The sequence below is a fragment of the Streptomyces spinoverrucosus genome (assembly GCF_006539505.1).
In the GTDB taxonomy this organism is placed as follows: Bacteria; Actinomycetota; Actinomycetes; order Streptomycetales; family Streptomycetaceae; genus Streptomyces; species Streptomyces spinoverrucosus.
Genome location: NZ_BJND01000081.1, coordinates 1 through 24,521, shown reverse-complemented (window position 1 = coordinate 24,521; position 24,521 = coordinate 1). Strand labels below are relative to the sequence as shown.

Here is a 24,521-nt window from a genome sequence, read left to right as displayed (position 1 = left end):
GCTACGCCGCGAGGTCCCGCTCCTCAGCCCCCGAAGCCTCCGAAGCTTCCGTCCGAGCCCCCGGGATCACGGCCTCCCGCTCCTCCACCACGGACCGCCGCCGAACCAGCCACCCCACCCGAGGCGACCGCTCCACCGCCTTCGTGACCGGCGTCAGCAGGGCCATGGCCACCGGCGACAGCAGCAACGCGACAGCCGTACCCAGCGCGAACCCGCCGATGACATCCGTCGGATAGTGCACACCCATGTACACCCGGCAGAAGCCCTCGACGAGCGCCAGCCCGATCCCCACGAGCCCAAAGGTCCGATGAGCGATGAACAACCCCACCCCGAGGGCCATCGCGATGGTCGCGTGATCGCTCACGAACGAGAAGTCGGTCTTCCCGGAGACCAGCACCTCAAGCCCCTCGTGCTGCAGGAAGGGCCGGGGCCGTTCCACGAACCCCCGTATCGGCACGTTCACCAGCACCGCGATGCCCGCGGCCAACGGCGCCCAGACCAGCGCGGCGACGGACCCGGCCGCCTCCTCGCCGGAGATCCCGCTGCGCCGCCGCACGGTCCACCAGCAGCACACCACCAGCAGCACCAGGGCGAGCAGCAGCCCGTACTCCCCGACGAACTCCATGCCCCGGTCGAACCACCCCGGTGCGTCCTTGGCCAGGCCATTGATGTCGTAGAGCAGCTCGACGTCGGGGTTCGACCCGGATTGCGCGAGTCCAGCCATGGTGCAGCGGCCCCTTCGTCGTCTGTCGGGCGCATCCGTGCATGCGCCGCTCTGCCACCCCCGTGGTCTGTAGATCCGCGTCCGGCTACGTCAACAGGAACGCACGGCCTCCGTCACTACGTTCCACATTCCACTGAATGATCACGCAGACGTTATCGAAGAGAGATACATCGCCGCAGCTCAGGGGTAGGGTTCACGCTCTGTCCGGGGGCTCCTCAAACCGCCGAGGGCAGCGCTTTCGCGCCATCTTCCGTGACCCGGGTGGCACCGAAGTAGTCCGGGGTGTCAATCGGGTCGAACCGGATCACGGCACCCGGCCGAGGCGCGTCGATCATGTATCCGCCGCCGACATAAATGCCCACATGCCGGATGGCGCGGGAGTTGGTGAGGTCGTCCGAAAAGAACACCAGATCCCCGGGCAGCAGCTCGTCCCGATCCGGATGCGGCCCGGCGTTGTACTGATCATTGGCGACCCGGGGCAGCGTGATCCCCACACTCTCGTACGCCGCCTTGGTCAGCCCCGAGCAGTCGAACCGCCCACCCTCCGCGGCCGTCCCGTTCCCGCCCCACAGATACGGCGTCCCGAGCTTCTCCTGCGCGTAGTGGATGGCCCCGGCGGCCTGCTCGGACGGATCGACCCGCCCGACGGGTGCGGCAAAGCTCTCCTGAAGGCTCGTGATGACCCGGACGTAGTTCTGGGTCTCCTTGTACGGCGGCACGCCCCCGTACTTGATCACGGCGTACGCCCCCGCGTTGTACGCGGCGAGCATGTTCTTCGTCGCGTCCCCCGGCACATCCTTCACGTACTTCGCGAGCGTGCAGTCGTAGGAAGCGGCCGACGGAATCGCGTCGTTGGGATCCCACACATCCCGGTCCCCGTCCCCGTCCCCGTCAATGCCGTGCGAGGCCCAGGTCCCCGGGATGAACTGCGCTATCCCCTGCGCCTGCGCCGGACTCCGCGCACTCGGATTGAACCCGCTCTCCTGGTACAACTGCGCGGCGAGCAACGCCGGATTGATGGCAGGACAGAGATTCCCCCACTCCTGTACAAGCCCCTGATAGGCAGCGGGCACGGCCCCCTTGGCCAGCTTCCGTCCGGCCCCATTGAGACCGTTGACAAGATCCCCGGCGACGACGTACACCCCGACGACAAGCAGCATCACGAAGGAAACCCCGGCGCCCGCTGCGGCGATCGCCACGACCCACGCCTTACGCACCGTCAACCGCCCCTCGCCGCCCGGGAGTCGCCCAGGTCAGTGTAGAGGCGACGGCTGCGGCTCGGGGTGATCACGCGGAGAGAACCTGCGCGAGGCACCGCTCACGAGTCAGAGAAGGATCGTCGAACAGGTCGCCCTTGATCCTCTGTCAGAGGGTCAGCGTTCGGTCGTCGTCCCTCGCGGACGCGGCGAAGGACCGTACACCGGGAAATCATCCGTCGTGACGTGGAACCCGAGGGGTGCCGGAAGGGGCACGGATTCGCCGAACTTGCCGGGCAGTGTGTCCCGGTAGGCGCCGTTGTCGGGGCGGGTGTGCAGGGCCCAGATTCCCTTCCGGGGGTCGATGACCAGAAGGACGGCCACACCGGCGACTGCGTACCAGTCCGTCTTGTCCCTGATCTCCCTGGACTTCTCGGACTGGGAGATCACCTCGACGACGACCTCGATGTCGCGCGGGTCGAGCAGCCAGTCGTCCGAATCCAGGAACTCCGACGGGCACACCAGGAGATCGGGCGTCACATAGTCGTCCGGGTCGTCCGGCATCTCAATGGACGACATCTCCACCGCGACGAGGTCCGGCGGCAGCTCGGGCCTGATCATCTTCTCCAGGAGATAGATCACCTTCGCGTGCTTGCCGCGCGGCGTCGGGGACATCACGAGCGTTCCTCCCAGAATCTGCACGCGCAGACCTGTCGCTTCCACGAGCTTCTCGGCGACTTCGCGCAGGTTGCCGGGGCGAGGCTTGGGGTGGATCCGCGGCAGGGACGACATCGGCACGGCGCTCGTCCTCCGTCCTTTCCGGTCCGGCTCCGGCACACAAGCGGGGTCGGTGGGAGGTCCGACATCCCGCTCGGCGTCAAATCCACCGTACTGGGTGGCCTCCTCTCCCGCCTGGACGTCACAGAGCCGCCTTGCCCGCGCGGTCTTCCCGAGTCGTTCCTCGACCTTCCCCACAGAACCCCTCCTTCACGCTCCGAGCACGTCCCATTACGGTAGGCCACCCCACTGACACTCGGCCCACAACAACTTCCCGCCCTTCGACACCCCCAGCTCCCGCAGCACGGAGACGCCGACGGAGTCCGCGCACGAGCGGATGAGATGCAGGCCCCGGCCGCCCTCGGCGTCGCCCGGCGGCACGGCGGGCAGGTCGCCGTCGACTGCGAACCCGGGCGGGACGCGTGGGTCGCTGTCCCATACGGCGACCCGCAGCCGCCCCGGCTCGGCCGAGCGCAGACGGAGGGCGTAGGGGCCGGTGGTGTGCAGGTGGGCGTTGGCGAGCAGCTCGGCGGCGACGAGTTCGGCAGTCGGGGTGAGCTCGCTGAGGTCGTGGGCGGCGAGAACGGTACGGAGGGTTGCGCGGGCGATCCCCGGTGCGCGTGGATCGTGCGGGAGTTGGAGGGTGTAGGCCCAGGGCGGGGATACGGTGGCCATGGAAGTCGCCGATCGCTGAGGGGGGTTGGTGGGGTGCGGATGGTTGCCCAGTGTCGATGCCGCCCCGTCGGGCGGTGCGCTTCTGGGCGGCGGGCCCAGTTGTAACGTAGCGCGACGCAGTGAAGCCCTTCACTAAAATGCAGGGATCTTATTCACTACCACCCATGTGAGTGACGGCAAGGAGGCGCCAAACCCGTGAGGAATCCAACGGGTCGCCAACTGCGCTTCGGCGCTGAGCTGCGAAAACTGCGCGAGCGGGCAGGCTTGAGTTCCACTGAGGCCGGTCAACTCCTCGGCATCAAGCAGGCGCAAGTCAGCAACATGGAGGCTGGCCGTGTGGGCGTGAGCGCCGAACGGGTGCGCACGATTGCCTGCCATTACGACTGCTCCGACAAGCCCCTCATTCAGGCGCTCAGCGACATGACCTCTGAGCGCACACGCGGCTGGTGGGAGCAGTACCGGGAACTCCTGCCCAGCTCACTCCTCGACCTTGCCGAACTGGAACACCACGCCCAGTCGTTGCTCGCCGCTACCACGGCCCGCATCCCCGGTCTCCTCCAGACGCGCGAGTACGCCCTGGAAATCTTCCGCCAGGCGGTCACCGAGCTCTCGCCGCCCGACATCGAGCATCGCCTCTCGTTCCGCATCAAGCGCCAGGCGATCCTCTACCGCGAGGACAACCCCACCCCGTATGAGGCGATCGTCCACGAAGCGGCCCTGCGCATGAAGGTCGGCGGCTCCACGGTCACCCGGCAGCAGCTGCAGTACCTGCTCGACATGAGCGAGCGCGGCCACATCACCGTGCGGGCCATCACCTTCGACGCCGGCGCGTACCCAGGATCCGGGCAGTCGATCTACTACGCGTACGGTCCCGTGCCGCAGCTGGACACCGTGCAACTCGACCAGTCCCACGGCGTCGCTTTTCTCGACGCCGAGGCCCAGCTACACAAATATCGGACGCTGTTCGAACGGATCGACGCCGTAGCGCTGGGCCCGGAAAAGACCCGATCCCTTGTCCACAACCTGATGCGAGAGCTGTGAGGAATCCATGAACTGGCAGAAGTCCTCTTACTGCAGCGAAGGCAACTCCTGCGTCCACGTCGCCACGACCACCGAAACGATCCACCTGACGGAAAGCAGCGACCCGACCGACGCCATACTCACGGCCACCCCGGCCGCCTTCGAAGCCCTCCTCACCGCCCTCAAGAACGACCCGCACCGTGGCTGAAGTCCCCCCCAACCTCACGTGGGAGCGCGCCGCCCCACCCGACGCCACCGGCCCTGGCCCATGGATCGAAATCGCCTTCGGCGAGGGCGACGACGGCGACGCCCCGGTCTACCTCCGCGAAACCAGCGCCCCGGACATCGTCGTCACGACCAACCGCCGCAAGTGGGACGCCTTCGTCCTCGGCGTACAGGCGGGCGAGTTCGACCACTTCGTCGAGGGCGTCGAAGCCGAGGCCTAGCGGGTCCGCAACCGCCGTCGCAGCGTGGACGGCACGAGCGCGCAAGCGGCAGTGGCACAGAGAAACATCGCGCCAACCACCCACTGGCCCCTCGCTGACGTGCTGTTCCAACAGGCTGGCCCACCAGTAGACCTCGGGCCCTGACTGCGAGTGGCCGTGCAACATGGCGATGAGCGTCAGGGCCATGGACGGAAGCCAGGCGGCGCTTGGCCCGAAAAGGAAGGTGGTGAGGACGGCGAAGCCGACATGCGAGGCCGGCATGCAGCAGCAGATTGCGCAGGCTCGCCTCCACCTCGACCGAGGTTCCGGTCAGGTCGGGAGTGAGTAGCACGCCTTTGGCTAGAAGTGCTTTGCTGTTGCAACAAGCGGGCTGGTACAGATGAACGGCTTGTTGTCAGTGGTGTGTGATGCTGAGACGCAGCCGAAGGAACAGGCCGCCGAGGCCATGAACGAAGGCATCTCGCTGTACGGGAGCAGCCTTCAGGCCGCGATGGAGTCGGCTGGCACGCTGTCGTTCGGCGGGGAGCAGCAGTCGACGGGCCTGGTGGCCGTGGCGCTCGGGGAGTTCGCCCAGGGCACCGAGCGGGACGCGGCGTTCCTGCCGTTGCGCGCGAGTAACTCCGCGAACGGAGCGGTGGAGGCGACCAATGCCTATCTGGCCGGGGATACGGAGCAGGCGTGGAACGCGCAGCACCAGGCAAGTCTCGCCCCGGACGTGACGGCGTTCCTGGAGGCGGCCCGCAAGCGGGCGGGTGACAGCAAGTGATCAACCCGGACAAGATCCCCACGTTCACCGGCGACCTGATCGGCATGCAGCAGTACATCGCCGCCATGCGGCGAGCGGCGAAGGCGATCCGGGACAACGGCGGTGATGTGCACACCCGCTTCCAGGGCCTATCCGCCTTCTATCAGGCGCCCGAGGCGTCGGATCTGTTCGCCACCACCCAGGCGGTGGGAGACAAGTCCTTGTCGTTCGCCACAGACTTGGAAACGGTGGCCGACGCGCTGAGCGACTACGTGGTTGAGGCCGCCGAGATCGTCAAGCAACTGGAGTCGCTGCGCGGACAGGCCCAGGTGTTCGTCGAGTCGGTGAAGGACGACGACGGACTGTTCCGGAACTGGCAGCAGGACCAGGACAAGGTAGACGAGCACCAGGCGATATGGGACGGCGTGAACGCGGCCGTCGCCGCCTTCCAACAGGCCGAAGTGACCTGCGCCGACAAGATCACCGCACTGGTGGGCGGCACCCAGTGGCACATCAACGACGGCAGCCCCAAGCAGGAGAACGCCTACGGCTTCACCGCAGAGCAGCTGAGCGAGGCGGACAAGCTCCCGTGGGGCACGCCGGCACACCACGAGGCTCTGCCCTTCGGTATCGACTACCACCTGCAGCAGGTCGGGATCAGCCTGTGGGACAACGCCGCTGGCTCGGTCGAGGGCTTGGTCGACCTCTTCAGTCCGGGGGAGGACGGAGATGCCGCGTGGATCCGCACGGCGACCGGACGGGCAAGGGTCCGTGGAACATGCCGTTCGCGAAGGAGAGCCGACCGCTCGCGAAGGAGTTCGTCAAGGGGCTAGTCGGCTGGGACGACTGGGGGACAAACCCAGGCAAAGCCTTTGGAACGGTGCTTTTCAACGGCCTCACTCTTGGCTCGGGCCCTCTGGGCACCACAGCCAAGGGTCTGTCGGCGGGTGGCAAGGCAGGTGCCGGCGCCCGGGCGCTGGGCACCGTGGCCAAAGTCGGTGAGGCCCTCGACCCGATCGGCGCCGCCGCCAAGACGGTCGGGGTTGCGTCCCGCACCCTGCCCAAGATCTCGGAGTTGACCGTTGGGGTCCGCGCGGCCACGGACGCGGCGGCCACCGCGGATTCCGCCCACAGCGTGCTTCGCCTCGCCGATGGATCCGAAGTCCGCATCTCGGACGGCCAGTTCATCCCCAGCAAGAACGGAGTGGCCGACAACACGCCTGCTCCGCACGAACCGTCGGCTGCCGAGCGGCCCCCCGCAGTCGGGCCCCCGCGCGACCACGAGCTGGTCGGTGCGGGCGCTCGCACCGACGAAGCCACAGCTCGTGCGAGCGACGGTTCGTCGGTACGAGCCAGCCACGATGCACCGGGCGGAGCGGGCGCTCAGGACGCCACTTCTTCGACCCATCACGGCCAGGCCGGAGAAGTCGTTCAGGATGGGCGTCATGCGAATGGTCCGGTCTCACACTCTGGGGGCGGCTCCGACCATCCGGCGTCTGGACATGCCGACACGACATCCGGGCATGGCGACTCGGCGTCCGGGGATGGCAGCTCGGGGAGCGGAGATGTCACGCCGGATGGGCATGGCGGTGACAGCGCAGGGCATTCGGGCGGTGGCCAGGCCGAGTCGGGTCCGATGGAACTGGGGGGCGAGGCAGAGCAGCGGCTGCGAGAGGGAATCCGCAGCATCCCGCGGAACACCATGAAGCCCAAGGTGGTGGAAAGGATCGTTGCCCGATTGGGAGAGCATCCGTTCGGAAGTGAAATCGCCGAGATCATCAGCTCCGGCCGTTTCTCCCAGTCGCCGGGATTCAGGAATCTGGTCTCCACTCTGGGCTCCGGCAACCCACACCCGGTTCCGCGTGCCGTCGATCAGATCCGACTCGGCGAACAGTTCTACAGAAGCGGTCTGCGCGACATCGCATTCGAGCAGAAGGACGCAGCGATCAAGGCAGATGTCGACGTGCGTGTCGTGGACGAGGCGGGAGAGAGCTGGGGGTATCAGCTGAAGCGGCTGGACAACCCGAAGGACCCGTTCGAGAGCATCGCGAAGGCTGACTACCTTGGTCAGCTGTCGAAGTCGGATATCGACCACAGGATCCTGCTCGTGGACGGCCAGGGAACCGTTGCCGAGTGGCAGGCCAGGGGGATCCCGGAGGAGCTTCTCCAGGTGCACCGCGGTGAGCATCCCGTCAAGAGCGACAAGGGACAGGGCATCCTGTTCGTGCTCCGGTTGGAGGATGGAACGATCGTGATTCCGCCGGGTTCCAAGGTTGATCCGCGAGGTGTTCTGTGATTACGACGATGCCGCTCGGCAGCTGGTCCTGGGAGACCAAGACGCTGCGATCGGACGACAATGCGGCCATACGATGCGTGCGGGAGGTGCTCGCCGTATGGGCGGGCCTGCGGGCGGGTGGTCTCGCCGAAGGGGACGCTCAAGCGGATATCACCGTGTACGGCAAGACCGAAGGTGAGTTCCTGCTCGATCTGAAGCGGGTGCGCGTAGCTGCGGCTGGGACCGACGACGAACTCTCGCAGTCGCTGCGATCCGTTGACCTGGCACAGGCCCGACTGGTGACCATCGACCTTGCCACGCCTGGCGTCTGCCTTCGCGCAGGAGAGGCACGTCACGTTCAGAAGATGTTCGTGATCTCGGTCGACGCCTGGGCCAGCGGCGCTGGAACGGTCACGCTCTACACCTTCTCCGACGCCTGGATGTCCCACGATCTGCGCGGTCACAGGCAGACCGGGATCCAGCAGGAAAACGCTCCTCGCCTTGCTGCGGCACTCGCGGAGATCTCACGGATCACCGGGGCTGAGGTCGTTCCGTCGGACCCCACTTTGTACGCCACTCCGACCACGACCGGTTTCGAGGACCTCCCGGATGAGGACCCTGACCTGCTGGATTCCTGGTACATGTTCGAAGTCCCACGCCGGACAGACCGGCTCCTGAACCAGCTGCCGCCAGGCTCTCCGTGCTTCGAGACACAGGCCGAATCGCCCGTCGCGTTCGCCGAAGTGACGCTGGGTGACCGGGTGATTGGTTACCTCTGGGCGTCGGACCGCGACGATGCGGCAGGTTACGAGCCGCGTACGCCCGCCGGGGATATCGCCCTCGACGCCGCAAAGGAATGGCTGGCACGCCTGAGCGAGGCCAAACGCCGCCGTCTGTCCCCGTCCGCCGCGCTGCATGAACTCGCGGCGTGGCAGGGCGACTCGCGGTCGGGAACCGTCGTTGCAGGCTCGCTGCGGACGGCACCCTCGTTGGAGGATCTGCAAGATCTCTCAGGACGAGAGTGAACAGGCCACGTGGTGTTGGCGAGGCGTGAGTCTCACCAACGCCGGATCTCCCTGTCCTCAGATGGCCGCCCACCGCTTTTAGGAATCCTGTGACTCACGACGTCGTTGCCCTCACGCCGAAGGCACCGGACAACCAGACCCTGCTCGCGGGACTGTACGCGGGCGGACCCAGTCTGCGCGTGGACAGTGTTTCCGAGGGTGCCGCCATCCAGCTGCACACGTCTGACGGCGTCCCCTTGCTGACCGTCGAAGTACCGATTCTCATCCAAGTGCCAGGTGAGGTAAGCCGGTTGTTCGGTGAGGGCGTGCGGGCCGAGGCTCCAATGTGGTGGACCGAGGTGCGGGCAACCACGGCGGTCAAAGCGGCCGGCCAGCTGGCCGGCTCGGTGGCGGGGCGGCTGACCGCGGTGCTGGGCGGCACCACCTGGCCGCCGACCGCCGCCCACACGGAAGTCGTCACGGTTTCCAGCCAAGGTGGTGAGCCTCCCGCCCCCGGTCATCGACCGGGCGTCGATATCCTCACCGACCGAGCGGCTGTGGTCTTCCAGGACCGTCCAACCGTCGCGGCGACAACGTCGCTGACCGACCTCCTCCAGAGCACCGTCGCATCGGGCAGGGAACTGCAGATCGTCACCCCGCCCAGCACTCATCTCACCCTCCCCGCCCGCACCCTGCTCACCGGCCTACCGGCCCGCTGGGTCGTCCGGGACACGGAAGGCTGCTTCTACGACGGGCTCACCGGCGTCGTACTGCACTGGCACGACGGGCACTTCACGCCGACCGCGACCACAGACAACGGCGCACGGCTCGCGGACTCCTTCACCGCACCCGCTCCCGACACCAAGGGTGAGCGCCAACTTCTGCTGACCATCCGCACCACCCACCCCGCCGACGAAAACCTCCTGCTCGGCGGCGCCCTGGAAGCCTGCTGGCAGATTCTCACCGGTACGCCACCGGCCGGCTGGTCCACCGCCGAGCCCGTCAACCTGCCGTGGTCCGCGAGGCAGTTGACAGAACTGGCCCGCACACACGCCCAGAAGGCCACTCCGACGTGGCTGGTGGCCGTCGGCGCCCCTGACCGCCCTGCCATCACCGCTTTCCGAATCACCCACACCCCCGCCGGTGTCGAGGAACACATCACCCTCGCCGTCGGCTACCCCGCAGGCCAGACCCCGCCCCTCGGCGTCCTGCCCGAACTGGCCGAGACCCTGGCCACGCGCCATCGTCTGACCTCGATGCTCACCCACCTGCGCCTGGCTCGCGCCGACCTGACCACCCCGCCGCACCACGAACCGCCGCCGATCCCGGTCTCCTTCACCCTGGGCCCCGACGCAGTACAAAGCCTCGGCCATACGGTCGCCGAGTCCGCCCCGGGTATTCGCCCCAGACGCCTCGGCGCCACAGCACGGCCCGCCTTGCACTACCCCCTCGGCGATGGCGCCGACCCAGCCGCCTGGCAACTCCTCAAGCGACTCAACGAGCTTTTCCAGCGCGGCCACTGATCGGGTGACGGCGTCGGTGTCCGTGGGTTGCCGACGGCCGGGCCGACTACTCCCACAAGCACCGCCGACACGGGTGAACGTACAGGTGGTGACCGACCTGGCCGGCCGGCTGCTGTGGATTTCGCCCGCCCTGCCCGGCCGTGCCCACGATCTGACGGCGGCCCTCGCCCACCGCATCATCCGGGTCTGCGAACGCAGGGCAGGGAAACTGGCTCAAGAAGGACAGCATTGAGCACACCATTCTTCCCACCGGACTGGACGGTGCTGGACATCATCGAGGTCGGAGAGAAGCTGGCGCGGGAGACGCCCGAGAGAGGGAAGGTAAAGATCACGCACGATGGCGTCAGAGTGGTCGGCCTTGTTGTCAGGGACAGACTCTCGACGTTCTTCCCTGCCCGGTGAGGCGGAGCGGTTGCTGGGACGGCTGCACGGGCGGACGGGCCGGTGTGGTGAACCGAGGCGCGGGCGACCACACGGAGCGGGGAGGCCGGACGGCTGGCCAGGTCCATAGCCGAGCGGCTGGCGACCGTACTCGGCGGCACCATGTGGCCACGCGAAGCCGCCCACACCGATGTCGCACCCCCCTCCAGACCGGGCGCGAACTCCACATCGTCACCCCCACCCGGCACCCGGCTCTCACCCTGCCCGCACGCACCGTGCTGGAGCGCATCCCGGCACGCTGGGTCATGCGCGACCTCGACTGCGGCTACGACGACGGACTCACCGGAGCCGTACTGCACCGGCACCGATCCCGCCGCGCGGGAGCGCCTGCGGCAGATCGACGACCGGTTGAGAGCCAAGAGCTCGAAGGAGTGAAGGGGCAACCCAGGGGCACTTCCGGGGTGGTATGACTTGAGTAGGATGCAAGTATGACCACGAAGATCACAGTGTCGCTCTCCGACGAAACCGCCGTCTATGTCCGCACCCACGCCCCTGAAGGGAACGTGTCCGCCTACATAGACCGCCTCATTCGTCGGCAGATCACCCTGGACGCGGCACAGCAGCTGGCCGCCGCCGGCTATCGCCCGGACCTGGACGGGGAAGGCGACGCGTGGTGAAGAGGGGGGACATCTGGCAGGTCAAGGGCGTCCAAGGGGAACGCACAGTCTGTGTCGTGAGTCTCGACGGGCTCGACGAGGCCTTCGGCGCCTGCCTGGCCCTCGTGCTGCATCCGCCCGGCGCCTATCCGGACACCATCATGTCCGTGCACTTGAGCGCTCCGGTGGAAGGCGTCGCCGTGGCTCTCAACATCGCTCAGCTCAAGACAACGCGCTTCCATGACGGCACCTACCTGGGAAACATCGGCCCGGACGCCCTCGCACGCGTCGACCAGGCCCTGCGCGCAGTTCTCGACCTCTGAGGGAGCAACCCAGCGGCGCGGAGGCCGCTCCCCCGACGTGATGTGGCAGTCCCTTCCTCACGCCCGCGCCGCGTCCGTCAGAGGAAGCGGAGGCGGAAAACTCATGCCCGTGAGCTCCTCCGACGCCGCCCAAAGCTGACGAGCCGCCCCCGGATCGCTCGCCGCTGCCGAGCGGCCCACCAGCGTGGGCGCGCCGCGCATTTCGCCGAGGCCGTCCGGGCCCACGAAGCTCGCGCCGGGTAGGTCCATGACCGCCGCGTAGAGGGTCGGGAGGGCGCCGGCCTTGTCGTCCTGGGCGAAGAACTTGTTGCCGAGCTGCATCGCGGCACGGGACACGGGGTTGGCCGCATGGCTCTGCAGGTTGGTGGCCGCGTAGCCGGGGTGGGCGGCGAGGGCGCGGACCCGTGAGCCGGTCTCGGTCAGCCGGCGCTGGAGTTCCAGGGTGAACAGGAGGTTCGCCAGCTTGGACTGGGCGTAGGCGCGGACGGGGGTGTAGCCCTTCGTCAGGTTCAGGTCGTCGAAGTCGATGACACCGGCGCCGAAGCGATGGGCGCCCGACGACACGGTCACGACGCGATCGGTGACGTACGGCAGGAGCAGGTTCGTCAGCGCGAAGTGGCCGAGATGGTTCGTGCCGAACTGCATCTCGAAGCCGTCTTTGGTCCGCTGCTCGGGCAGCATCATCACGCCCGCGTTGTTGATCAGCAGGTCCAGCGGACGGTCACCCCACTCCTGCGCGAACTCCCGCACCGAAGCCAGGTCCGCGAGGTCGAGCCGCCTGACCTCCGTACTGCCGCGCACGGTCCCGGCCGCCGTCCGCCCGCGCTGCGGGTCCCGCACCGCGAAGACGACATGCGCCCCCGCACCCGCCAGCGCGTCCGCGGCGGCGAGGCCGATACCGCTGTTGGCGCCGGTGACGACCGCCGTCCGACCGGTGAGGTCGGGAAGACGGCTCACGTTCCACTTGCTCGCGTTCCTCTTGGTAGCCATGAGCCCAATGTAGGCAGCGACAACAATGCTGTCAATGACAACAAAGATGGCAACGCCAACAAAGCTGACGCCGTCAACATCGCGATACGATGATGCGCATGCCCGAGACCCGCCCCTACCACCACGGAGACCTGCGCGCCGCCCTGCTCGCCGGAGCGGAACGCACCCTGCGGGCGAAGGGCACCGCCGCACTGTCCCTGCGCGAACTCGCCCGCGAGACCGGGGTCAGCCATGCCGCCCCCGGCCGGCACTTCAAGGACAAGCAGGCCCTGCTCGACGCCCTCGCCCTCGCCGGCTTCGAGCGCCTGACCCAGACCCTGGACACCGCGGACGACCCCGCCCTGCCCTTCGAGGAGCGGCTCACCGCGCTCGCGCGCGCCTACCTCGGCTTCGCCATCGACAACGCCGCGCTCCTGGAGCTCATGTACGCCCTCAAGCACGACCCGGACGTCTCCGAGCAGCTCGTCGCCGCCGTGGAACGCACGATCACGCCCTTCCTCCGCCTGATCGCGGACGCCCAGCAGCGCGGCGAGATCGTCGAGGGCGACCCCGAACGCATCACCCTCGTCGCGGGCGCCAGCCTGCACGGCATCGCCGCCTTCACCGCCAACGGCACATTCCCGCCCCAGGCCGCCCTGGACAGCATCGGCGAACTCGTCCACCACCTGCTCCACGGCCTGCGCCCGCGCTGACCCCTCGTCACCGCCCCGCGCCACCACGGCGATACCCTTCACCCCGAAGAGCCCGGAGAACCTGGGTCAGGCCGTAATGCGGCTCAACGACGGCACCACACCACAGGTTCCGCTCCACTTCGTTGCCCGGCGTTACCTGCCGTGATACACACAGTGACGATACGAGGTATTCGTACGAAACCCGCCAAGCAATGACGCCAAGTCGACATACGACGGCGCCGTTGTCGGCGACAATGAGGCCTGACCTCTGCGCACCGCAGGGGACTGCGGAACTACCCAACAGGGGCGGTGACTTACATGCTCTTTGCGGCCGACGAAGGAGACATCAACACCATCATCGGCGGGATCGCTCCGGACTGGGGCCCCTTCGGCAGCCTGGGCAACGAGGCCAAGGTGATGATCGAGGTGGTGATGGCGGTCGCCATCCTCATCTGCCTCGGCATCGCCATCTGGGGCGCGGCCAAACAGCGCATCGGCGCGACGGCCCTCCGGGACACCTTCAGCGCCGAACAGGGCAAGGGCCTCATCATCGCCGGCCTCACCGGAGTCTTCATCATCGGCTCCCTCGGCACGCTGTTCACCATCGTGTACGGCATGGCGGTGTAAGACCGCACCACGTCCTCTCCGGGCGCGCCCGGTCCCCTCTACCCCACCCGCCCGTCGTGCCCACCGGCTGAGGTTGCGTTTCCCTGATGTCCCTGATGTCGAGTCACCACACCGCGCCCGCGCGGGAACCATCGCGGCTACCGTCGTACATCTACACGGTCGTTCGGTACGACGGTCTCCGCTACGACATCGAGGGGGCGGGCGCGGCATGAGTCCCGGGGACGAACACGAGGCCTCCGGCGGTTACGCCGGCACCGGGCACACCCGTACCCGGCTGCCGGACGCCGAACCGTACGGCGCCCGTCGCACCCGCAGCTCCTCCCGGAGCCTGGTCACGGTGGTCGGCGTGGTGGTCCTCCTGATCGCCGCGATCGCCTTCGCCAACCGCGGCGGCGACGACTCCACGACAACGGAGGGGAACGCTTCAGCACCCCAGGCAGCACCGACGGCGCCGAGCGGGGAGCGACCGGTGGAGACCAAGTCGGCGGGGATTCCGACGGGGTTCGCCCATGACCGGCAGGGGGTGGAGAGTGCGGCGGCGAACTACGCGGTGACGCTGGTCTCGGCCGACATCCTCAAGCCGGCCCGGCGCACCGAGATCGTCAAGCAGGTCTTCGTCACCGACAAACAGGCCGCTCTGGAAGGCCAGTTCAAGCGGGCCTACTCCAAGGAGTTCCTGAGCAGCATCGGCCTGGACGCCAACGGCAACGCCAAGAGGGGCAGCACCTACGTCTCGCGCACCATGCCGATCGGCACGAAGGTGACCAACTACTCGGACTCCGCCGCAGTCGTCGAGGTCTGGTGCACCGGTGTGTTCGGCACCACCGGCGAGACCTCGACCAACCCGGTCACCAGTGACTGGTTCACCCTGACGCTCCAGCTGCGCTGGGCGGACGGCGACTGGAAGGTCGACAGCTTCGCCCAGAAGGACGGCCCCGCACCCGTTCCCGGTGACGCCAGGGCATCCAGCGCCGACGAGATGGCCAAGGCCGTCGAGGAGTACGGAGGCTTCACTTATGCCCGGTAAGCCGCGCCGCGCACTCACGGTCGCCGCCGCCCTCACCGCCGTACAGACCGCCCTGGTGCTCGTGGCCACCCGTGTCGCCGCAGCCCCCACCCCATCGCCGTCCGACGACAACTGCGACCTCATCGTCGGCCCCGCCAAGGACTACTGCGAACGAGACGCCGGCACCAATCGCACCGGCGACAACTCCCCCACCCTCGACCCCACCTCCCCCCTAGACCCCCTCTCCTCCCTCGCCAAGGGCTGCGCAGACGCCGCCTCCTGGACCGTCGACAAGCTCAGCGAGGCCGTGAAGGACACCGCGAACGTCGACTTCACGAACCTGACGTTCCTGAAGCACTACGCGGTGGTCTTCGCGGCGTCGACGATCCTGACGCTCCTCCTGTGGCTGCTCGCAGTGGCCAAGAGGGCCATCCGAGGCGTCCCGTTCGCGACGGCTCTGTCGGAAGCCATCGGGTTCCTGTGGCTCACGGTGCTGGCCTCGGCCTTCACGCCGCTCATCCTCTACACCGTCGTCTCGGCGACCGACGCCGTGAGTGACGTCCTCGCGAGGGCCACCGGCAACCAGACGGACACGTTCTTCGGCACGTTCTCCGAGGCGCTCAGCCAGGGAACCGACATCGGCGGCGGCCCGATCATGCTGATGCTCGTATCGCTGGTCTCCATCGTCGCCGCGGGCGTCCTCTACCTGGAGCTGTACCTGAGGGCCGTACTCCTGTACGTCGGCGCCCTGCTCGGCGTCGTGGTCTACGCGGGCCTCGTGGACAAGAACCTGTGGGGTCACGTCCGCCGCTGGGCCGGCATCATGATCGCGGTCATCCTCGTCAAACCCGTCATCGTCATCGTCCTCGGCCTCGCCGGCGCTCTGGCCACCGAAGAGGGCCCGGACGCCCTGGCCGCCGTCGTCTCCGGCCTCGCCATCATCCTGCTCGCCATCTTCGCCTCGGCGATGATCTACCGATTCGTCCCAGGCTTCGGCGACGAGCTCGCGAACTCCCGCAACAACCGCATCATGCAGAGCGCCGAGAGCAAGGCCGCCGCCGTCATCAGCTCCCCGGCCACCCTCGTCGCCCAGGGCATCAAGACGCACAGCTCCCGCGCGGACCACGGCGGCGGCGGAAGCCAGTCGAGCTCCCCTCGCCCCGCCAACCAGGCCTCCGGCGGCATGGCCGCCCACAGCTCCCGCCCCTCACCCGGTGGCGGCGGATCTGTCCCCTCCGCCGCACCCGCACCGCGCTCGTCCAGCCCGGTCAACACACCGCACGCCAGTAACACCCGCAACAGCAGTAGCAATCGCTCAGGAGGTGACGGGCGTTGACGACCGAGTCCCATCTGTCCCATCCGGTCACGCCCCGCCGTACATATCTGATCGGCCGCGCCCGGCCGAACGCGATCGTCGGCCGCAATCGCGAGACCGGCGAGATCGCGCTGATCATCGCGGGCGCGTTCCTCGGCATGATGTGCGGCCTCCTCGTCCCGGTGCTGTCCCTGCGGATCGTCCTGCTCATGGGCTTCCCGCTGCTCGCGCTGGCCGCGGTCTACGTGCCGTACAAGCACCGCACGATCTACAAGTGGTTCGAGATCAACCGCAGCTACAAGCGCACCGTCCGCCACAACGCCACCTACCGTTCCGTCGCCATGGAGGCGGGCACGCGGCTCGACGGGCGCGAGGTCGAGGTCGGCCCGCCGCCCGGCATCGGCCGCATCACGTGGCTCGCCGCCCCGTTCGGCCCCGACGAGATCGCCGTACTGCTGCACGCGGACCGCAAGACCGTCACCGCCGCCATCGAGATCGAGGGCCCCGGCGTCGGCCTGCGCGACAGCGAGGACCAGGAAGCCCTCGTCGACCGCTTCGGCACCCTGCTGAAGCACGTGGCGAACGGCGACGGCTTCGTCACCCGCCTGCAGATGCTCGCCCGCACCCTCCCCGCCGACCCGGACGCGCACGCCAAGGACGTCGCCGTACGCGGCGACGACCGCACACCGGCGTGGCTGCAGCAGTCGTACGACCAGCTGCAGTCGATGGTGTCGACGAGCAGCGAACAGCACCGCGCGTACCTCGTCGCCTGCATGCACTACAACCGCGAACTCGCCGCCGAGGCCCAGGCCATGGCCCGCGCGGCCCGCCCGCACGGCGGCAAGGTGGACCGCGACGCCGGTCTCGCGGTTGTCATGGCCCGCGAGCTGACCGACATCTGCTCCCGGCTGCAGGAAGCCGACATCCGCGTACGCCAGCCCCTCGGCCAGGGCCGGCTCGCCTCGCTCATCCACTCCATGTACGACCCGGACCACCCGATCGACCACATCCAGGCGATGACGAAACGCAATGCCTGGCCGGCCGAGCTGGACGCCACGGAGCCCACCTTCCTCCAGGCGAAGACCCGGGAATCCTCGACCCGTGCGCCGTGGTGCCACGCCACGGCCTGGGTCAAGGAGTGGCCGATGACTCCCGTCGGCGTCAACTTCCTGGCTCCCCTCCTCGTGCACACCCCGGACGTCATCCGAACGGTCGCCGTGACGATGGATCTCGAACCCACCGAGGTAGCCATCGAACGTATGTTGACCGAGAAGACGAACGACGAGGCCGAGGCCTCCCGCGCCGCCAAGATGAACCGCACCGTCGACCCCCGCGACATCGCCGCCCACAACCGCCTCGACCAGCGCGGCGAGGACCTCGCGAGCGGCGCCGCCGGCGTCAACCTGGTCGGCTACATCACCGTCTCCTCCCGCTCCCCGGAGGCACTGGCCCGCGACAAGCGCACGATAAGGGCGTCGGCCGGAAAGTCGTATCTGAAGCTGGAGTGGTGCGACCGCGAACACCACCGGGCCTTCGTGAACACGCTCCCGTTCGCCACCGGAATCCGAAGGTAGGGGTTGATGCCCTGATGCGGGACCCGCTCTCCGTCATCACCGACGCCTTCACATCCTTCCTGTTCGGGAAGGTGGAGACCACCCGGCTGCCGGTACGCACCTCCACGGGCCAGGCCCAGGCCGTCTACCTGCCCACCGCCGCCCCCGGCCTCGGCGACTCCGGCGTCATCATCGGCCGCGAGGTGTACTCCGGAAAGGGCTACATCTACGACCCCTTCCAGCTGTACGGTCAGCAGCTCCCGGCCCCGCACTGGCTGGTCCTCGGCGAGTCCGGCAACGGCAAGTCGGCCCTGGAGAAGACGTACGTCCTGCGCCAGCTCCGCTTCCGCGACCGCCAGGTCGTCGTCCTCGACGCCCAGGGCGAGGACGGCGTCGGCGAGTGGAACCTCATCGCCCAGGAGCTGGGGATAACCCCTATCCGCCTGGACCCGATGGCGGCCCTGGACCACGGCATCCGCCTCAATCCGCTGGACCCCGCGATCACGACCACCGGCCAGCTCGCCCTCCTGCGGACCATCATCGAGGTCGCGATGGGGCACGGGCTGGACGAGCGTTCCGGCTTCGCCCTGAAGGTCGCGCACGCCTACGTCAACGAGACGATCGTCGAGCGGCAACCGGTCCTTTCGGACATCGTGGAGCAGCTACGGCACCCCGAGCCGGAGTCGGCCGAGTCGATGAACGTCGACCTGGACGACGTACGGGCCTGGGGCCTGGACGTGGCGCTGGTGCTGGACCGTCTGGTCGACGGTGACCTGAGGGGCATGTTCGACGGCCCGACGACGGTCGGCATCGACCTCGACGCCCCGCTCATCGTCTTCGACCTCTCCCACATCGACCGCAACTCCATCGCCATGCCGATCCTGATGGCGATCGTCGGCGTCTGGCTGGAACACACCTGGATCCGCCCCGACCGGAAGAAGCGCATCTTCCTGGTCGAGGAGGCCTGGCACATCATCAACAGCCCGTTCGTGGCACAGCTGTTCCAGCGGCTGCTGAAGTTCGGCCGACGGCTGGGTCTGTCGTTCGTGGCCGTCGTCCACCACCTGTCCGACGTCGTCGACGGCGCGGCCGCGAAGGAGGCCGCGGCGATCCTGAAGATGGCGTCGACCAGGACGATCTACGCCCAGAAGGCGGACGAGGCACGGGCCACCGGCCGGGTGCTGGGTTTGCCCAGGTGGGCGGTGGAAATCATCCCCACGCTGACACCGGGCATCGCGGTGTGGGACGTCAACGGCAACGTCCAGGTCGTCAAACACCTGGTCACGGAGACGGAACGCCCCCTGGTCTTCACCGACCGCGCGATGACCGAGTCCGCCTCCGACCCCACCGACGACGCCCTGCGCGCCGCCGAGCTGGAGGCGGAGGAGCGGGCGGCGGCGTTCATGGAACAGCACCTCGGCGACTCCGAGTCGACGGTGGCGTAAGACGGTGGCGTAAGGGGACGGCGTGAGAGCGGACGACCACCGGCGGGACGCCCAGGGCGGCATCCCCGACGGCCTGCTGATCGGCATACTCGCGTTTCTGCTCGGCATGACCCTGCTGGTCTGGTCGGCCACGGGCCTGGCGGGCTGGTTCTCGCACGGAGCGTGGCCGCAGGGCGTGACGTTCACCCGTACGCCCCTGGCCATGCGCCACCTCATCGCCGAGCCGCACGACATCACCGGCGCCTGGCCGCACACCCCGGGAGCACAGCTCTCGGGGTACGGGCTGTTCTGGGGGCTGTTCATCGGCCAGTTGATGGTGCTGTTCGTGCTGACCATGTTCGTGATGGGGACGGTGGCGCGGTGGAGGGCGGGGCGGGTACGGCGCCGTGCGGCGGCGAAACAGGCACCGGCTCCTGAGCCGGCCGCCTCCCACGAGGTCCCGACGCCTAGGAATCCGGAGCCAACCGAGGCAGCGGCTACCCCGGACCGGACGGAACCACTCCGCCCGAGTGAGCCGGAGCAGGAGCCCTCAGCCTCTCTGTTTGGCGGTGGACGGGTGGGCGGGTGGGAAAAAATCCACATCACGACCAGGGAAAGCCGCCAGACAACGGCAACCGAGGCAATCCGAGACGCGGACGGCCCCACCCTCGTCGTCACCTCGAACCCCACCCTCTGGCAGGAAACAAAAGACGCCCGATCAAAACTGGGCCCAGTCCTCCTCTACGACCCCACCCACACCTGCGACACCCCCGCCCGCCTCCACTGGTCCCCCACCACCCACTGCGAGGACAAACAAACGGCGACAGCCAGAGCCGCCGCCCTCCTCACCCCCGTCCGCCCCACCTCCCGGCTCGACCAAGCGGTCAGCGAAACCGCCGAAACCCTCCTGCGCAGCTACCTCCACGCCGCCGCCCTGGACAACCGCACCATCCGCCACGTCCACCGCTGGTCCCAGGGCACCCAGATCCAGGAAGCGGTACGAGTCCTCCGTACCCACCCCAAGGCAGCCCCCGGTGCCGCGGGCGAACTCGAAGCGGCCCTCACCGCACACCCCGACCGCCGAGACATGGCCCACGAGCTGACCGCCCGCGCCCTTTCCGCGTTGTTCACGGTCAACATCCGCGAGTCCTGCACCCCCAACCGACCCGACACCCTCGCCCTGGATTCCTTCATCGACGAAGGGGGCACGCTTTATGTGGTCGGTGAATCCATCGAGGACCCCCGGACCAACCCGGGCGCGATGCCCCTGCTCACCGCGCTCGTGTCCAGCGTGGTCGAGCGCGGCCGGCGCATGGCCGAACGGTCATCCTCCGGTCGCCTCGACCCACCACTCACCCTCGTCCTCGACGACATCGCGGCGGTGGCGCCCATCCCCCAACTCCCCTGGCTGCTGGCCTCCGGAGCCGACCAGGGCCTGCCCACCCTGGCCCTGCTCCGCTCCCGCGAACAGGCCCGCACCCGCTGGCCGCACGACGAGTTGCCGGTCTGACGTCACCCTCGTTCGATGACGAACTCCCGCTCAAGGACGCCCGGTTGCCCGGCCAGCGGCACAGTCACCCCGCTCGCCTCGAACCCCACCTTCCGGTAGAAGGCCTGCGCCCGCCCGTTCTCCTCGTGCACGATGAGCCGCACCCGCTCCAGCCCCCGCGCCCAGCACCACTCCAGCGCCTCGTCGAAGAGCAGCTCGGTCAGCCCGCACCCCCGATGCTCGGGCCGCATGTACACACCCACCACATGCCCCTGCCGCCGCTCGACGGGGAACCCGGCCCAGTCCGTCGTCCCCGGCTCCTCGACCAGCACGGTCAGCGTCCCGACCAACACCCCGTCCGGCCCCTCGGCGACAACCTGCTGAGCCCCGGCAGCCCGCTCCCGCCAGTACGACTCGGGCCGGGCCACGGCCTCCTCGTACGTCTCGAAAAAGGCAATCCGCGCCACCGGATCCCGCAGCGCGGCAAGCCGCAGCTCCCGCGCCGCCGCCCACTCCTCGGCACGCAGAGACCGTACGACGTACCGCTCTTCGGCACTGATGCTCATGGCCCCACCGTAGTACCCGAGTACTACGCCCCTCCCCCGAATACTGCCCACGGTCCGACGCCCCGGGCCCCCGCACGGCCGACGATCGAACCATGATTACGGCCACCGTCACCGGCTTCCTCGGCCCCAACGGCGCAGGCAAATCCACCACCCTGCGCATGATCCTCGGCTTGGACGCCCGGCCGCGCCTACGCCGCCCACCCCGCGCCCCTCACCGAGGTCGGCGCCCTGCTGGAGGCCCGCTCGGTCCACCCGGGCCGCACGGCATCCCACGCAGTCGCATGACCCACGTCCTGGACCTCACCGGCCTGACGGACGTGGCCGGCCGCGGCGTCAACGCCTTCTCCCTCGGCATGGGCCAACGCCTCGGCATCGCGGCGGCCCTGCTCGGCGACCCGGCCACCGTCACCCTCGACGAGCCGGTCAACGGCCTGGACCCCGAGGGCGTCCTGCGGATCCGCACCAGGCCTCCGGTGCGGGCACATCACCCAGGACACCCCCACCACCTCACGCGCGACTCGGTGGAGTTCGCCGCGACCACCCCCGAAGGAGCCGCAGCATGACCACGACCATCACCGCTCCCCACCGGGTCACCCAGTCCCGCGTCCTGCACGCGGAGTGGCACAAACTCCGCACCCTCCGCTCCACCTGGATCAGCCTCGCCCTCGTCCCCGCCCTCACTCTCGCCACCGGCCTGACCATCGGCGCGTCCTACGAGTCCGGCGACGCCGACGAGATGGACGTCGTTCTCCTCACGCTCCTGGGCATGCAGTTCACGCAGATCGTCGTCGGTGTCCTCGGCATCCTGGCCACCGCCGGCGAGCACTCGACGGGCCTGATCCGCTCCACCATGACGGCCGTACCACGCCGCCTGCCCGTCCTGTGGTCCAAGGCCGCGGTCATCGGCACGGTCTCCTTCGTGGCCGTCCTGGCCACCAACCTCGTCACCTTCTCCGCCGTCCAGACCGTCCTTACCGGCACCGACAAGGCCGCCTCCCTCACCGACCCGGGCATCCTCCAGGCCCTCGTCGGCAACGCCGCCGGCCTCGCCCTCCTCGCCGTCACGGCCCTGGCCCTCGGCGCCCTGATCCGCCACGTCGCCGGCGCCATCGGCGTGCTGATCGGCCTGCTCATGATCCTCCCGGAGGTCCTCAGGATGCTCCCGTACGACGTAATCGACGACGCCGTCCGCTACTTCCCCGCCAAGGCCGTGGAAGCCCTCACGGTCGCCGACCCGGCGCCCGGCATGACCTCACCCGGCAGCGCCCTCCTCGCCCTCGCGCTGTGGGCGGCGGCGACGCTGGCAATGGCGGCATGGGTACTGCGCCGCAGGGACGTTTGACCGACGATGGGCCCCGTGGCGCAGGAGCAGACGGCCGAACCCCTCACCCAGTACGTCCACCGCATGCTGCGAAGGGTACGCGCCTTCGACCGGCGCCACCCCCTGGCCTGGGACCTGCACCTGACCGGCTTCTGTGTCTCGGCCGCCCTGATCGACTGGGCCGGCGACGGCTGGCGCAACATCGCCCGCAACCCTGAGGTCCCCGGCTGGCTCGTCCTCACCCTCAGCCTGGGCCTCACGGTCCCCCTCCTCTGGCGCCGCACCCATCCCCGTACGGTCCTCCTGGCCATGGCCCCCATGACCCTCGCCAACGCCTGGACCGGCGCCACCCTCCAGGCCGCCCTCCTCCAGCTGGTCGTCCTTTACAACATCGCCCTGCGCCTCCCCCTGCGCACCCTGTGGTGGACGACCCCGGTGGTCATGGCCCCGGTGTGCGTGACGGCGGTCCGCCACCCGCACGGCAGCTGGGACCAGCAGGTCGTCCCCGCCCTGATGTCCACCGCCCTGGTGGCCGTCATCGGCATCGCGGTCCGCACCCGCCGCGACTACACCGCCGCCCTGGAGGACCGCGCCCGCCGCCTAGAAATCGAACGCGACCAACAGGCCCGCCTCGCCGCGGCCGCCGAACGCGCCCGCATCGCCCGCGAGATGCACGACATCATCGGCCACAACCTCTCGGTCATCACCGGCCTCGCGGACGGCGGCCGCTACGCGGCGACAAAGACCCCGGAACGCGCCACCCAGGCCCTCCAGGCCATCTCCACCACCAGCCGCCAGGCCCTCACCGACCTCCGCCGCCTCCTCGACGTCCTCCGCGACGAGGAGACACTCCCGTCAGACCCCGACCTCACCCCGCAACCCACCCTCACCGACCTGGACCATCTCATCGCCGGCGTACGAGAGGCCGGCCTCCCCGTCCGCACCACCATCCACGGCAAACCCACCGCCCTGCCTCCCGGCCGCCAACTCACCGTCTACCGAGTCATCCAGGAAGCCCTCACCAACACCCTCAAGCACGCCGGCCCCGGCGCGACCTCGCACATCGAGATCTCCTACGACGACGGCGGCGCCGTCACGGTCACCGCCACGGACACCACCCATCACCCACAGGCCGCCCCACGCACCCCCGGCCAAGGACGCGGCCTGACCGGCATGCACGAACGAACCGCCCTGTACGGCGGCACACTTGAGGCCGGCCCACTCCCGCACCCCGACCACGGCTGGCGCGTCCACCTGCGCCTCCCGGAGGAACTCCCGCAGTGACCACCGTCCTCATCGCCGACGACCAGCCCCTCCAGCGCTTCGGCTTTCGCATGCTGCTGGAGAGCCAGGACGACCTAACGGTGCTGGGTGAGTCGACGAACGGCAGCGAGACGGTCCGTATGACGGCCGAACTCCACCCCGACGTCGTCCTGATGGACGTCCGCATGCCCGGCCTGGACGGCATCCAGGCCACCCGCCACATCATCGCCACCGGCGACCGCACCCGCGTCCTGATCCTCACCACCTTCGACCTGAACGAGTACGCCTACGCCCACCACCTCCCGACCCCCGAAACCCGTCCGGGGCCGGACCCTCGCCTCGCTCCCCTCACGGACCGCGAACGCGAAATCCTCACGGTCATCGGCAAGGGCTGGACCAACACGGAAATCGCCACACGCCTGCACCTGGCGGAGTCGACGGTGAAGACACACGTCAGCCGCATCCTGGCGAAGACGGGGTCGAGGGACCGCATTCAGGCGGTGATTCTGGCGTACGACACGAAATTGGTGAGCTCGTCCTGAAGGGCCTTG

At 68.7% G+C, this 24,521-nt stretch carries 28 protein-coding genes and 2 pseudogenes; 24 read left to right on the top strand and 6 right to left on the bottom strand.

Going from position 1 to position 24,521, the window contains the following annotated elements; genetic code table 11:
• Window position 1 precedes the first annotated feature (1 nt).
• From SSP24_RS37175 to SSP24_RS37160, 4 genes are all read right to left on the bottom strand, one after another.
• On the bottom strand, window positions 2-724 hold the full coding sequence (locus SSP24_RS37175; RefSeq protein ID WP_141314792.1) for a phosphatase PAP2 family protein: 723 nt from the start codon (window positions 722-724) through the stop codon (window positions 2-4).
• Between the two features lie 215 nt (window positions 725-939).
• Window positions 940-1,947 (bottom strand): C40 family peptidase, encoded by a 1,008-nt coding sequence (locus SSP24_RS37170; RefSeq protein ID WP_229864908.1) that lies wholly within the window; start codon window positions 1,945-1,947, stop codon window positions 940-942.
• 150 nt (window positions 1,948-2,097) lie between these two features.
• Window positions 2,098-2,712 carry a Uma2 family endonuclease gene (locus SSP24_RS37165; RefSeq protein WP_141314812.1) on the bottom strand — a complete coding sequence of 205 codons (615 nt, stop codon included), beginning with the start codon at window positions 2,710-2,712 and terminating at the stop codon, window positions 2,098-2,100.
• A gap of 216 nt (window positions 2,713-2,928) precedes the next feature.
• The gene (locus SSP24_RS37160; protein ID WP_141314788.1) at window positions 2,929-3,372 is read right to left on the bottom strand and encodes an ATP-binding protein; all 444 of its coding nucleotides are present in this window, start codon (window positions 3,370-3,372) and stop codon (window positions 2,929-2,931) included.
• 195 nt (window positions 3,373-3,567) lie between these two features.
• Here SSP24_RS37160 and SSP24_RS37155 point away from each other — a divergent pair, with 195 nt between their 5' ends.
• The 13 genes and pseudogenes from SSP24_RS37155 to SSP24_RS37105 all read left to right on the top strand — a co-directional run bounded on the left by SSP24_RS37155 (window position 3,568) and on the right by SSP24_RS37105 (window position 11,745).
• Window positions 3,568-4,413 (top strand): helix-turn-helix domain-containing protein, encoded by an 846-nt coding sequence (locus SSP24_RS37155; protein ID WP_141314786.1) that lies wholly within the window; start codon window positions 3,568-3,570, stop codon window positions 4,411-4,413.
• A 7-nt stretch (window positions 4,414-4,420) separates the two neighbouring features.
• A complete protein-coding gene (locus tag SSP24_RS37150) occupies window positions 4,421-4,600 on the top strand; it encodes a DUF397 domain-containing protein (RefSeq protein WP_141314784.1) in 180 nt (59 codons plus the stop codon).
• The gene (locus tag SSP24_RS37145) at window positions 4,593-4,838 is read left to right on the top strand and encodes a DUF397 domain-containing protein (protein ID WP_141314782.1); all 246 of its coding nucleotides are present in this window, start codon (window positions 4,593-4,595) and stop codon (window positions 4,836-4,838) included. The genes SSP24_RS37150 and SSP24_RS37145 overlap by 8 nt, the downstream gene beginning before the upstream one ends.
• Window positions 4,839-5,217: 379 nt before the next feature.
• Window positions 5,218-5,604, top strand: a complete 387-nt coding sequence (locus tag SSP24_RS37140) for a DUF6507 family protein (RefSeq protein WP_141314780.1) — start codon at window positions 5,218-5,220, stop codon at window positions 5,602-5,604.
• Window positions 5,601-6,416: a hypothetical protein gene (locus SSP24_RS44540; protein ID WP_229864906.1), complete on the top strand. Its 816-nt coding sequence runs from the start codon at window positions 5,601-5,603 to the stop codon at window positions 6,414-6,416. The genes SSP24_RS37140 and SSP24_RS44540 overlap by 4 nt, the downstream gene beginning before the upstream one ends.
• Window positions 6,320-7,879 (top strand): hypothetical protein, encoded by a 1,560-nt coding sequence (locus SSP24_RS37135; RefSeq protein WP_229864905.1) that lies wholly within the window; start codon window positions 6,320-6,322, stop codon window positions 7,877-7,879. The genes SSP24_RS44540 and SSP24_RS37135 overlap by 97 nt, the downstream gene beginning before the upstream one ends.
• Entirely contained in the window at window positions 7,876-8,883 is a 1,008-nt protein-coding gene (locus SSP24_RS37130) for a hypothetical protein (protein ID WP_167529814.1), read from the top strand. The genes SSP24_RS37135 and SSP24_RS37130 overlap by 4 nt, the downstream gene beginning before the upstream one ends.
• 89 nt (window positions 8,884-8,972) lie before the next feature.
• Entirely contained in the window at window positions 8,973-10,385 is a 1,413-nt protein-coding gene (locus SSP24_RS37125) for a DUF6177 family protein (RefSeq protein WP_141314776.1), read from the top strand.
• 17 nt (window positions 10,386-10,402) lie between these two features.
• Window positions 10,403-10,584: pseudogene (locus SSP24_RS37120) on the top strand (transposase family protein); the annotation flags it as partial.
• 29 nt (window positions 10,585-10,613) lie between these two features.
• On the top strand, window positions 10,614-10,787 hold the full coding sequence (locus SSP24_RS43205; RefSeq protein WP_167529813.1) for a hypothetical protein: 174 nt from the start codon (window positions 10,614-10,616) through the stop codon (window positions 10,785-10,787).
• Window positions 10,784-11,236, top strand: coding sequence for a DUF6177 family protein (locus tag SSP24_RS44535; RefSeq protein ID WP_308439622.1), 453 nt, complete (start codon window positions 10,784-10,786; stop codon window positions 11,234-11,236). The genes SSP24_RS43205 and SSP24_RS44535 overlap by 4 nt, the downstream gene beginning before the upstream one ends.
• 18 nt (window positions 11,237-11,254) lie before the next feature.
• On the top strand, window positions 11,255-11,443 hold the full coding sequence (locus SSP24_RS37110) for a toxin-antitoxin system HicB family antitoxin (RefSeq protein WP_141314771.1): 189 nt from the start codon (window positions 11,255-11,257) through the stop codon (window positions 11,441-11,443).
• A 56-nt stretch (window positions 11,444-11,499) separates the two neighbouring features.
• Window positions 11,500-11,745, top strand: a complete 246-nt coding sequence (locus SSP24_RS37105; RefSeq protein WP_229864903.1) for a hypothetical protein — start codon at window positions 11,500-11,502, stop codon at window positions 11,743-11,745.
• 57 nt (window positions 11,746-11,802) lie between these two features.
• On the opposite strand, the gene SSP24_RS37100 is transcribed toward SSP24_RS37105, so the two are convergent.
• Window positions 11,803-12,735 carry an oxidoreductase gene (locus SSP24_RS37100; RefSeq protein ID WP_141314769.1) on the bottom strand — a complete coding sequence of 311 codons (933 nt, stop codon included), beginning with the start codon at window positions 12,733-12,735 and terminating at the stop codon, window positions 11,803-11,805.
• An 89-nt stretch (window positions 12,736-12,824) separates the two neighbouring features.
• Between SSP24_RS37100 and SSP24_RS37095 the strand changes: the two genes are divergently transcribed.
• The 7 genes from SSP24_RS37095 to SSP24_RS37065 all read left to right on the top strand — a co-directional run bounded on the left by SSP24_RS37095 (window position 12,825) and on the right by SSP24_RS37065 (window position 20,841).
• Window positions 12,825-13,427: a TetR/AcrR family transcriptional regulator gene (locus tag SSP24_RS37095; protein ID WP_141314766.1), complete on the top strand. Its 603-nt coding sequence runs from the start codon at window positions 12,825-12,827 to the stop codon at window positions 13,425-13,427.
• A gap of 297 nt (window positions 13,428-13,724) precedes the next feature.
• Window positions 13,725-14,033 carry a DUF8827 family protein gene (locus SSP24_RS37090; protein WP_006136301.1) on the top strand — a complete coding sequence of 103 codons (309 nt, stop codon included), beginning with the start codon at window positions 13,725-13,727 and terminating at the stop codon, window positions 14,031-14,033.
• Window positions 14,034-14,241: 208 nt separating this feature from the next.
• A complete protein-coding gene (locus SSP24_RS37085; RefSeq protein WP_141314764.1) occupies window positions 14,242-15,060 on the top strand; it encodes a DUF8175 domain-containg protein in 819 nt (272 codons plus the stop codon).
• Window positions 15,050-16,375 carry a hypothetical protein gene (locus SSP24_RS37080; protein WP_141314762.1) on the top strand — a complete coding sequence of 442 codons (1,326 nt, stop codon included), beginning with the start codon at window positions 15,050-15,052 and terminating at the stop codon, window positions 16,373-16,375. The genes SSP24_RS37085 and SSP24_RS37080 overlap by 11 nt, the downstream gene beginning before the upstream one ends.
• On the top strand, window positions 16,372-17,928 hold the full coding sequence (locus SSP24_RS37075; RefSeq protein ID WP_141314760.1) for an SCO6880 family protein: 1,557 nt from the start codon (window positions 16,372-16,374) through the stop codon (window positions 17,926-17,928). The genes SSP24_RS37080 and SSP24_RS37075 overlap by 4 nt, the downstream gene beginning before the upstream one ends.
• A 14-nt stretch (window positions 17,929-17,942) precedes the next feature.
• Window positions 17,943-19,352 (top strand): ATP-binding protein, encoded by a 1,410-nt coding sequence (locus SSP24_RS37070; protein ID WP_141314758.1) that lies wholly within the window; start codon window positions 17,943-17,945, stop codon window positions 19,350-19,352.
• A gap of 22 nt (window positions 19,353-19,374) precedes the next feature.
• Entirely contained in the window at window positions 19,375-20,841 is a 1,467-nt protein-coding gene (locus SSP24_RS37065) for a type IV secretory system conjugative DNA transfer family protein (RefSeq protein WP_141314756.1), read from the top strand.
• 2 nt (window positions 20,842-20,843) lie between these two features.
• Here the strand turns inward: SSP24_RS37065 and SSP24_RS37060 are convergent, their stop codons facing one another.
• The gene (locus SSP24_RS37060) at window positions 20,844-21,386 is read right to left on the bottom strand and encodes a GNAT family N-acetyltransferase (RefSeq protein ID WP_141314755.1); all 543 of its coding nucleotides are present in this window, start codon (window positions 21,384-21,386) and stop codon (window positions 20,844-20,846) included.
• Between the two features lie 92 nt (window positions 21,387-21,478).
• Between SSP24_RS37060 and SSP24_RS45015 the strand changes: the two are divergent.
• The 4 genes and pseudogenes from SSP24_RS45015 to SSP24_RS37040 all read left to right on the top strand — a co-directional run.
• Window positions 21,479-21,850 (top strand): annotated as a pseudogene (locus SSP24_RS45015) (ATP-binding cassette domain-containing protein); the annotation flags it as partial.
• Window positions 21,851-21,945: 95 nt separating this feature from the next.
• Window positions 21,946-22,728 (top strand): ABC transporter permease, encoded by a 783-nt coding sequence (locus SSP24_RS37050; protein WP_141314753.1) that lies wholly within the window; start codon window positions 21,946-21,948, stop codon window positions 22,726-22,728.
• Window positions 22,729-22,734: 6 nt separating this feature from the next.
• The gene (locus SSP24_RS37045) at window positions 22,735-23,991 is read left to right on the top strand and encodes a sensor histidine kinase (RefSeq protein ID WP_141314751.1); all 1,257 of its coding nucleotides are present in this window, start codon (window positions 22,735-22,737) and stop codon (window positions 23,989-23,991) included.
• Window positions 23,988-24,512: a response regulator transcription factor gene (locus tag SSP24_RS37040; RefSeq protein WP_141314749.1), complete on the top strand. Its 525-nt coding sequence runs from the start codon at window positions 23,988-23,990 to the stop codon at window positions 24,510-24,512. The genes SSP24_RS37045 and SSP24_RS37040 overlap by 4 nt, the downstream gene beginning before the upstream one ends.
• Window positions 24,513-24,521 lie beyond the last annotated feature (9 nt).

Coding starts and splice junctions, on each gene's coding strand:
- SSP24_RS37175 (WP_141314792.1), bottom strand. CDS start 724: ATGGCTGGACTCGCGCAATCCGGGTCGAACCCCGACGTCGAGCTGCTC.
- SSP24_RS37165 (WP_141314812.1), bottom strand. CDS start 2,712: ATGTCGTCCCTGCCGCGGATCCACCCCAAGCCTCGCCCCGGCAACCTG.
- SSP24_RS37160 (WP_141314788.1), bottom strand. CDS start 3,372: ATGGCCACCGTATCCCCGCCCTGGGCCTACACCCTCCAACTCCCGCAC.
- SSP24_RS37150 (WP_141314784.1), top strand. CDS start 4,421: ATGAACTGGCAGAAGTCCTCTTACTGCAGCGAAGGCAACTCCTGCGTC.
- SSP24_RS37140 (WP_141314780.1), top strand. CDS start 5,218: ATGAACGGCTTGTTGTCAGTGGTGTGTGATGCTGAGACGCAGCCGAAG.
- SSP24_RS37110 (WP_141314771.1), top strand. CDS start 11,255: ATGACCACGAAGATCACAGTGTCGCTCTCCGACGAAACCGCCGTCTAT.
- SSP24_RS37100 (WP_141314769.1), bottom strand. CDS start 12,735: ATGGCTACCAAGAGGAACGCGAGCAAGTGGAACGTGAGCCGTCTTCCC.
- SSP24_RS37095 (WP_141314766.1), top strand. CDS start 12,825: ATGATGCGCATGCCCGAGACCCGCCCCTACCACCACGGAGACCTGCGC.
- SSP24_RS37090 (WP_006136301.1), top strand. CDS start 13,725: ATGCTCTTTGCGGCCGACGAAGGAGACATCAACACCATCATCGGCGGG.
- SSP24_RS37085 (WP_141314764.1), top strand. CDS start 14,242: ATGAGTCCCGGGGACGAACACGAGGCCTCCGGCGGTTACGCCGGCACC.
- SSP24_RS37080 (WP_141314762.1), top strand. CDS start 15,050: ATGCCCGGTAAGCCGCGCCGCGCACTCACGGTCGCCGCCGCCCTCACC.
- SSP24_RS37070 (WP_141314758.1), top strand. CDS start 17,943: ATGCGGGACCCGCTCTCCGTCATCACCGACGCCTTCACATCCTTCCTG.
- SSP24_RS37060 (WP_141314755.1), bottom strand. CDS start 21,386: ATGAGCATCAGTGCCGAAGAGCGGTACGTCGTACGGTCTCTGCGTGCC.
- SSP24_RS37050 (WP_141314753.1), top strand. CDS start 21,946: ATGACCACGACCATCACCGCTCCCCACCGGGTCACCCAGTCCCGCGTC.
- SSP24_RS37045 (WP_141314751.1), top strand. CDS start 22,735: ATGGGCCCCGTGGCGCAGGAGCAGACGGCCGAACCCCTCACCCAGTAC.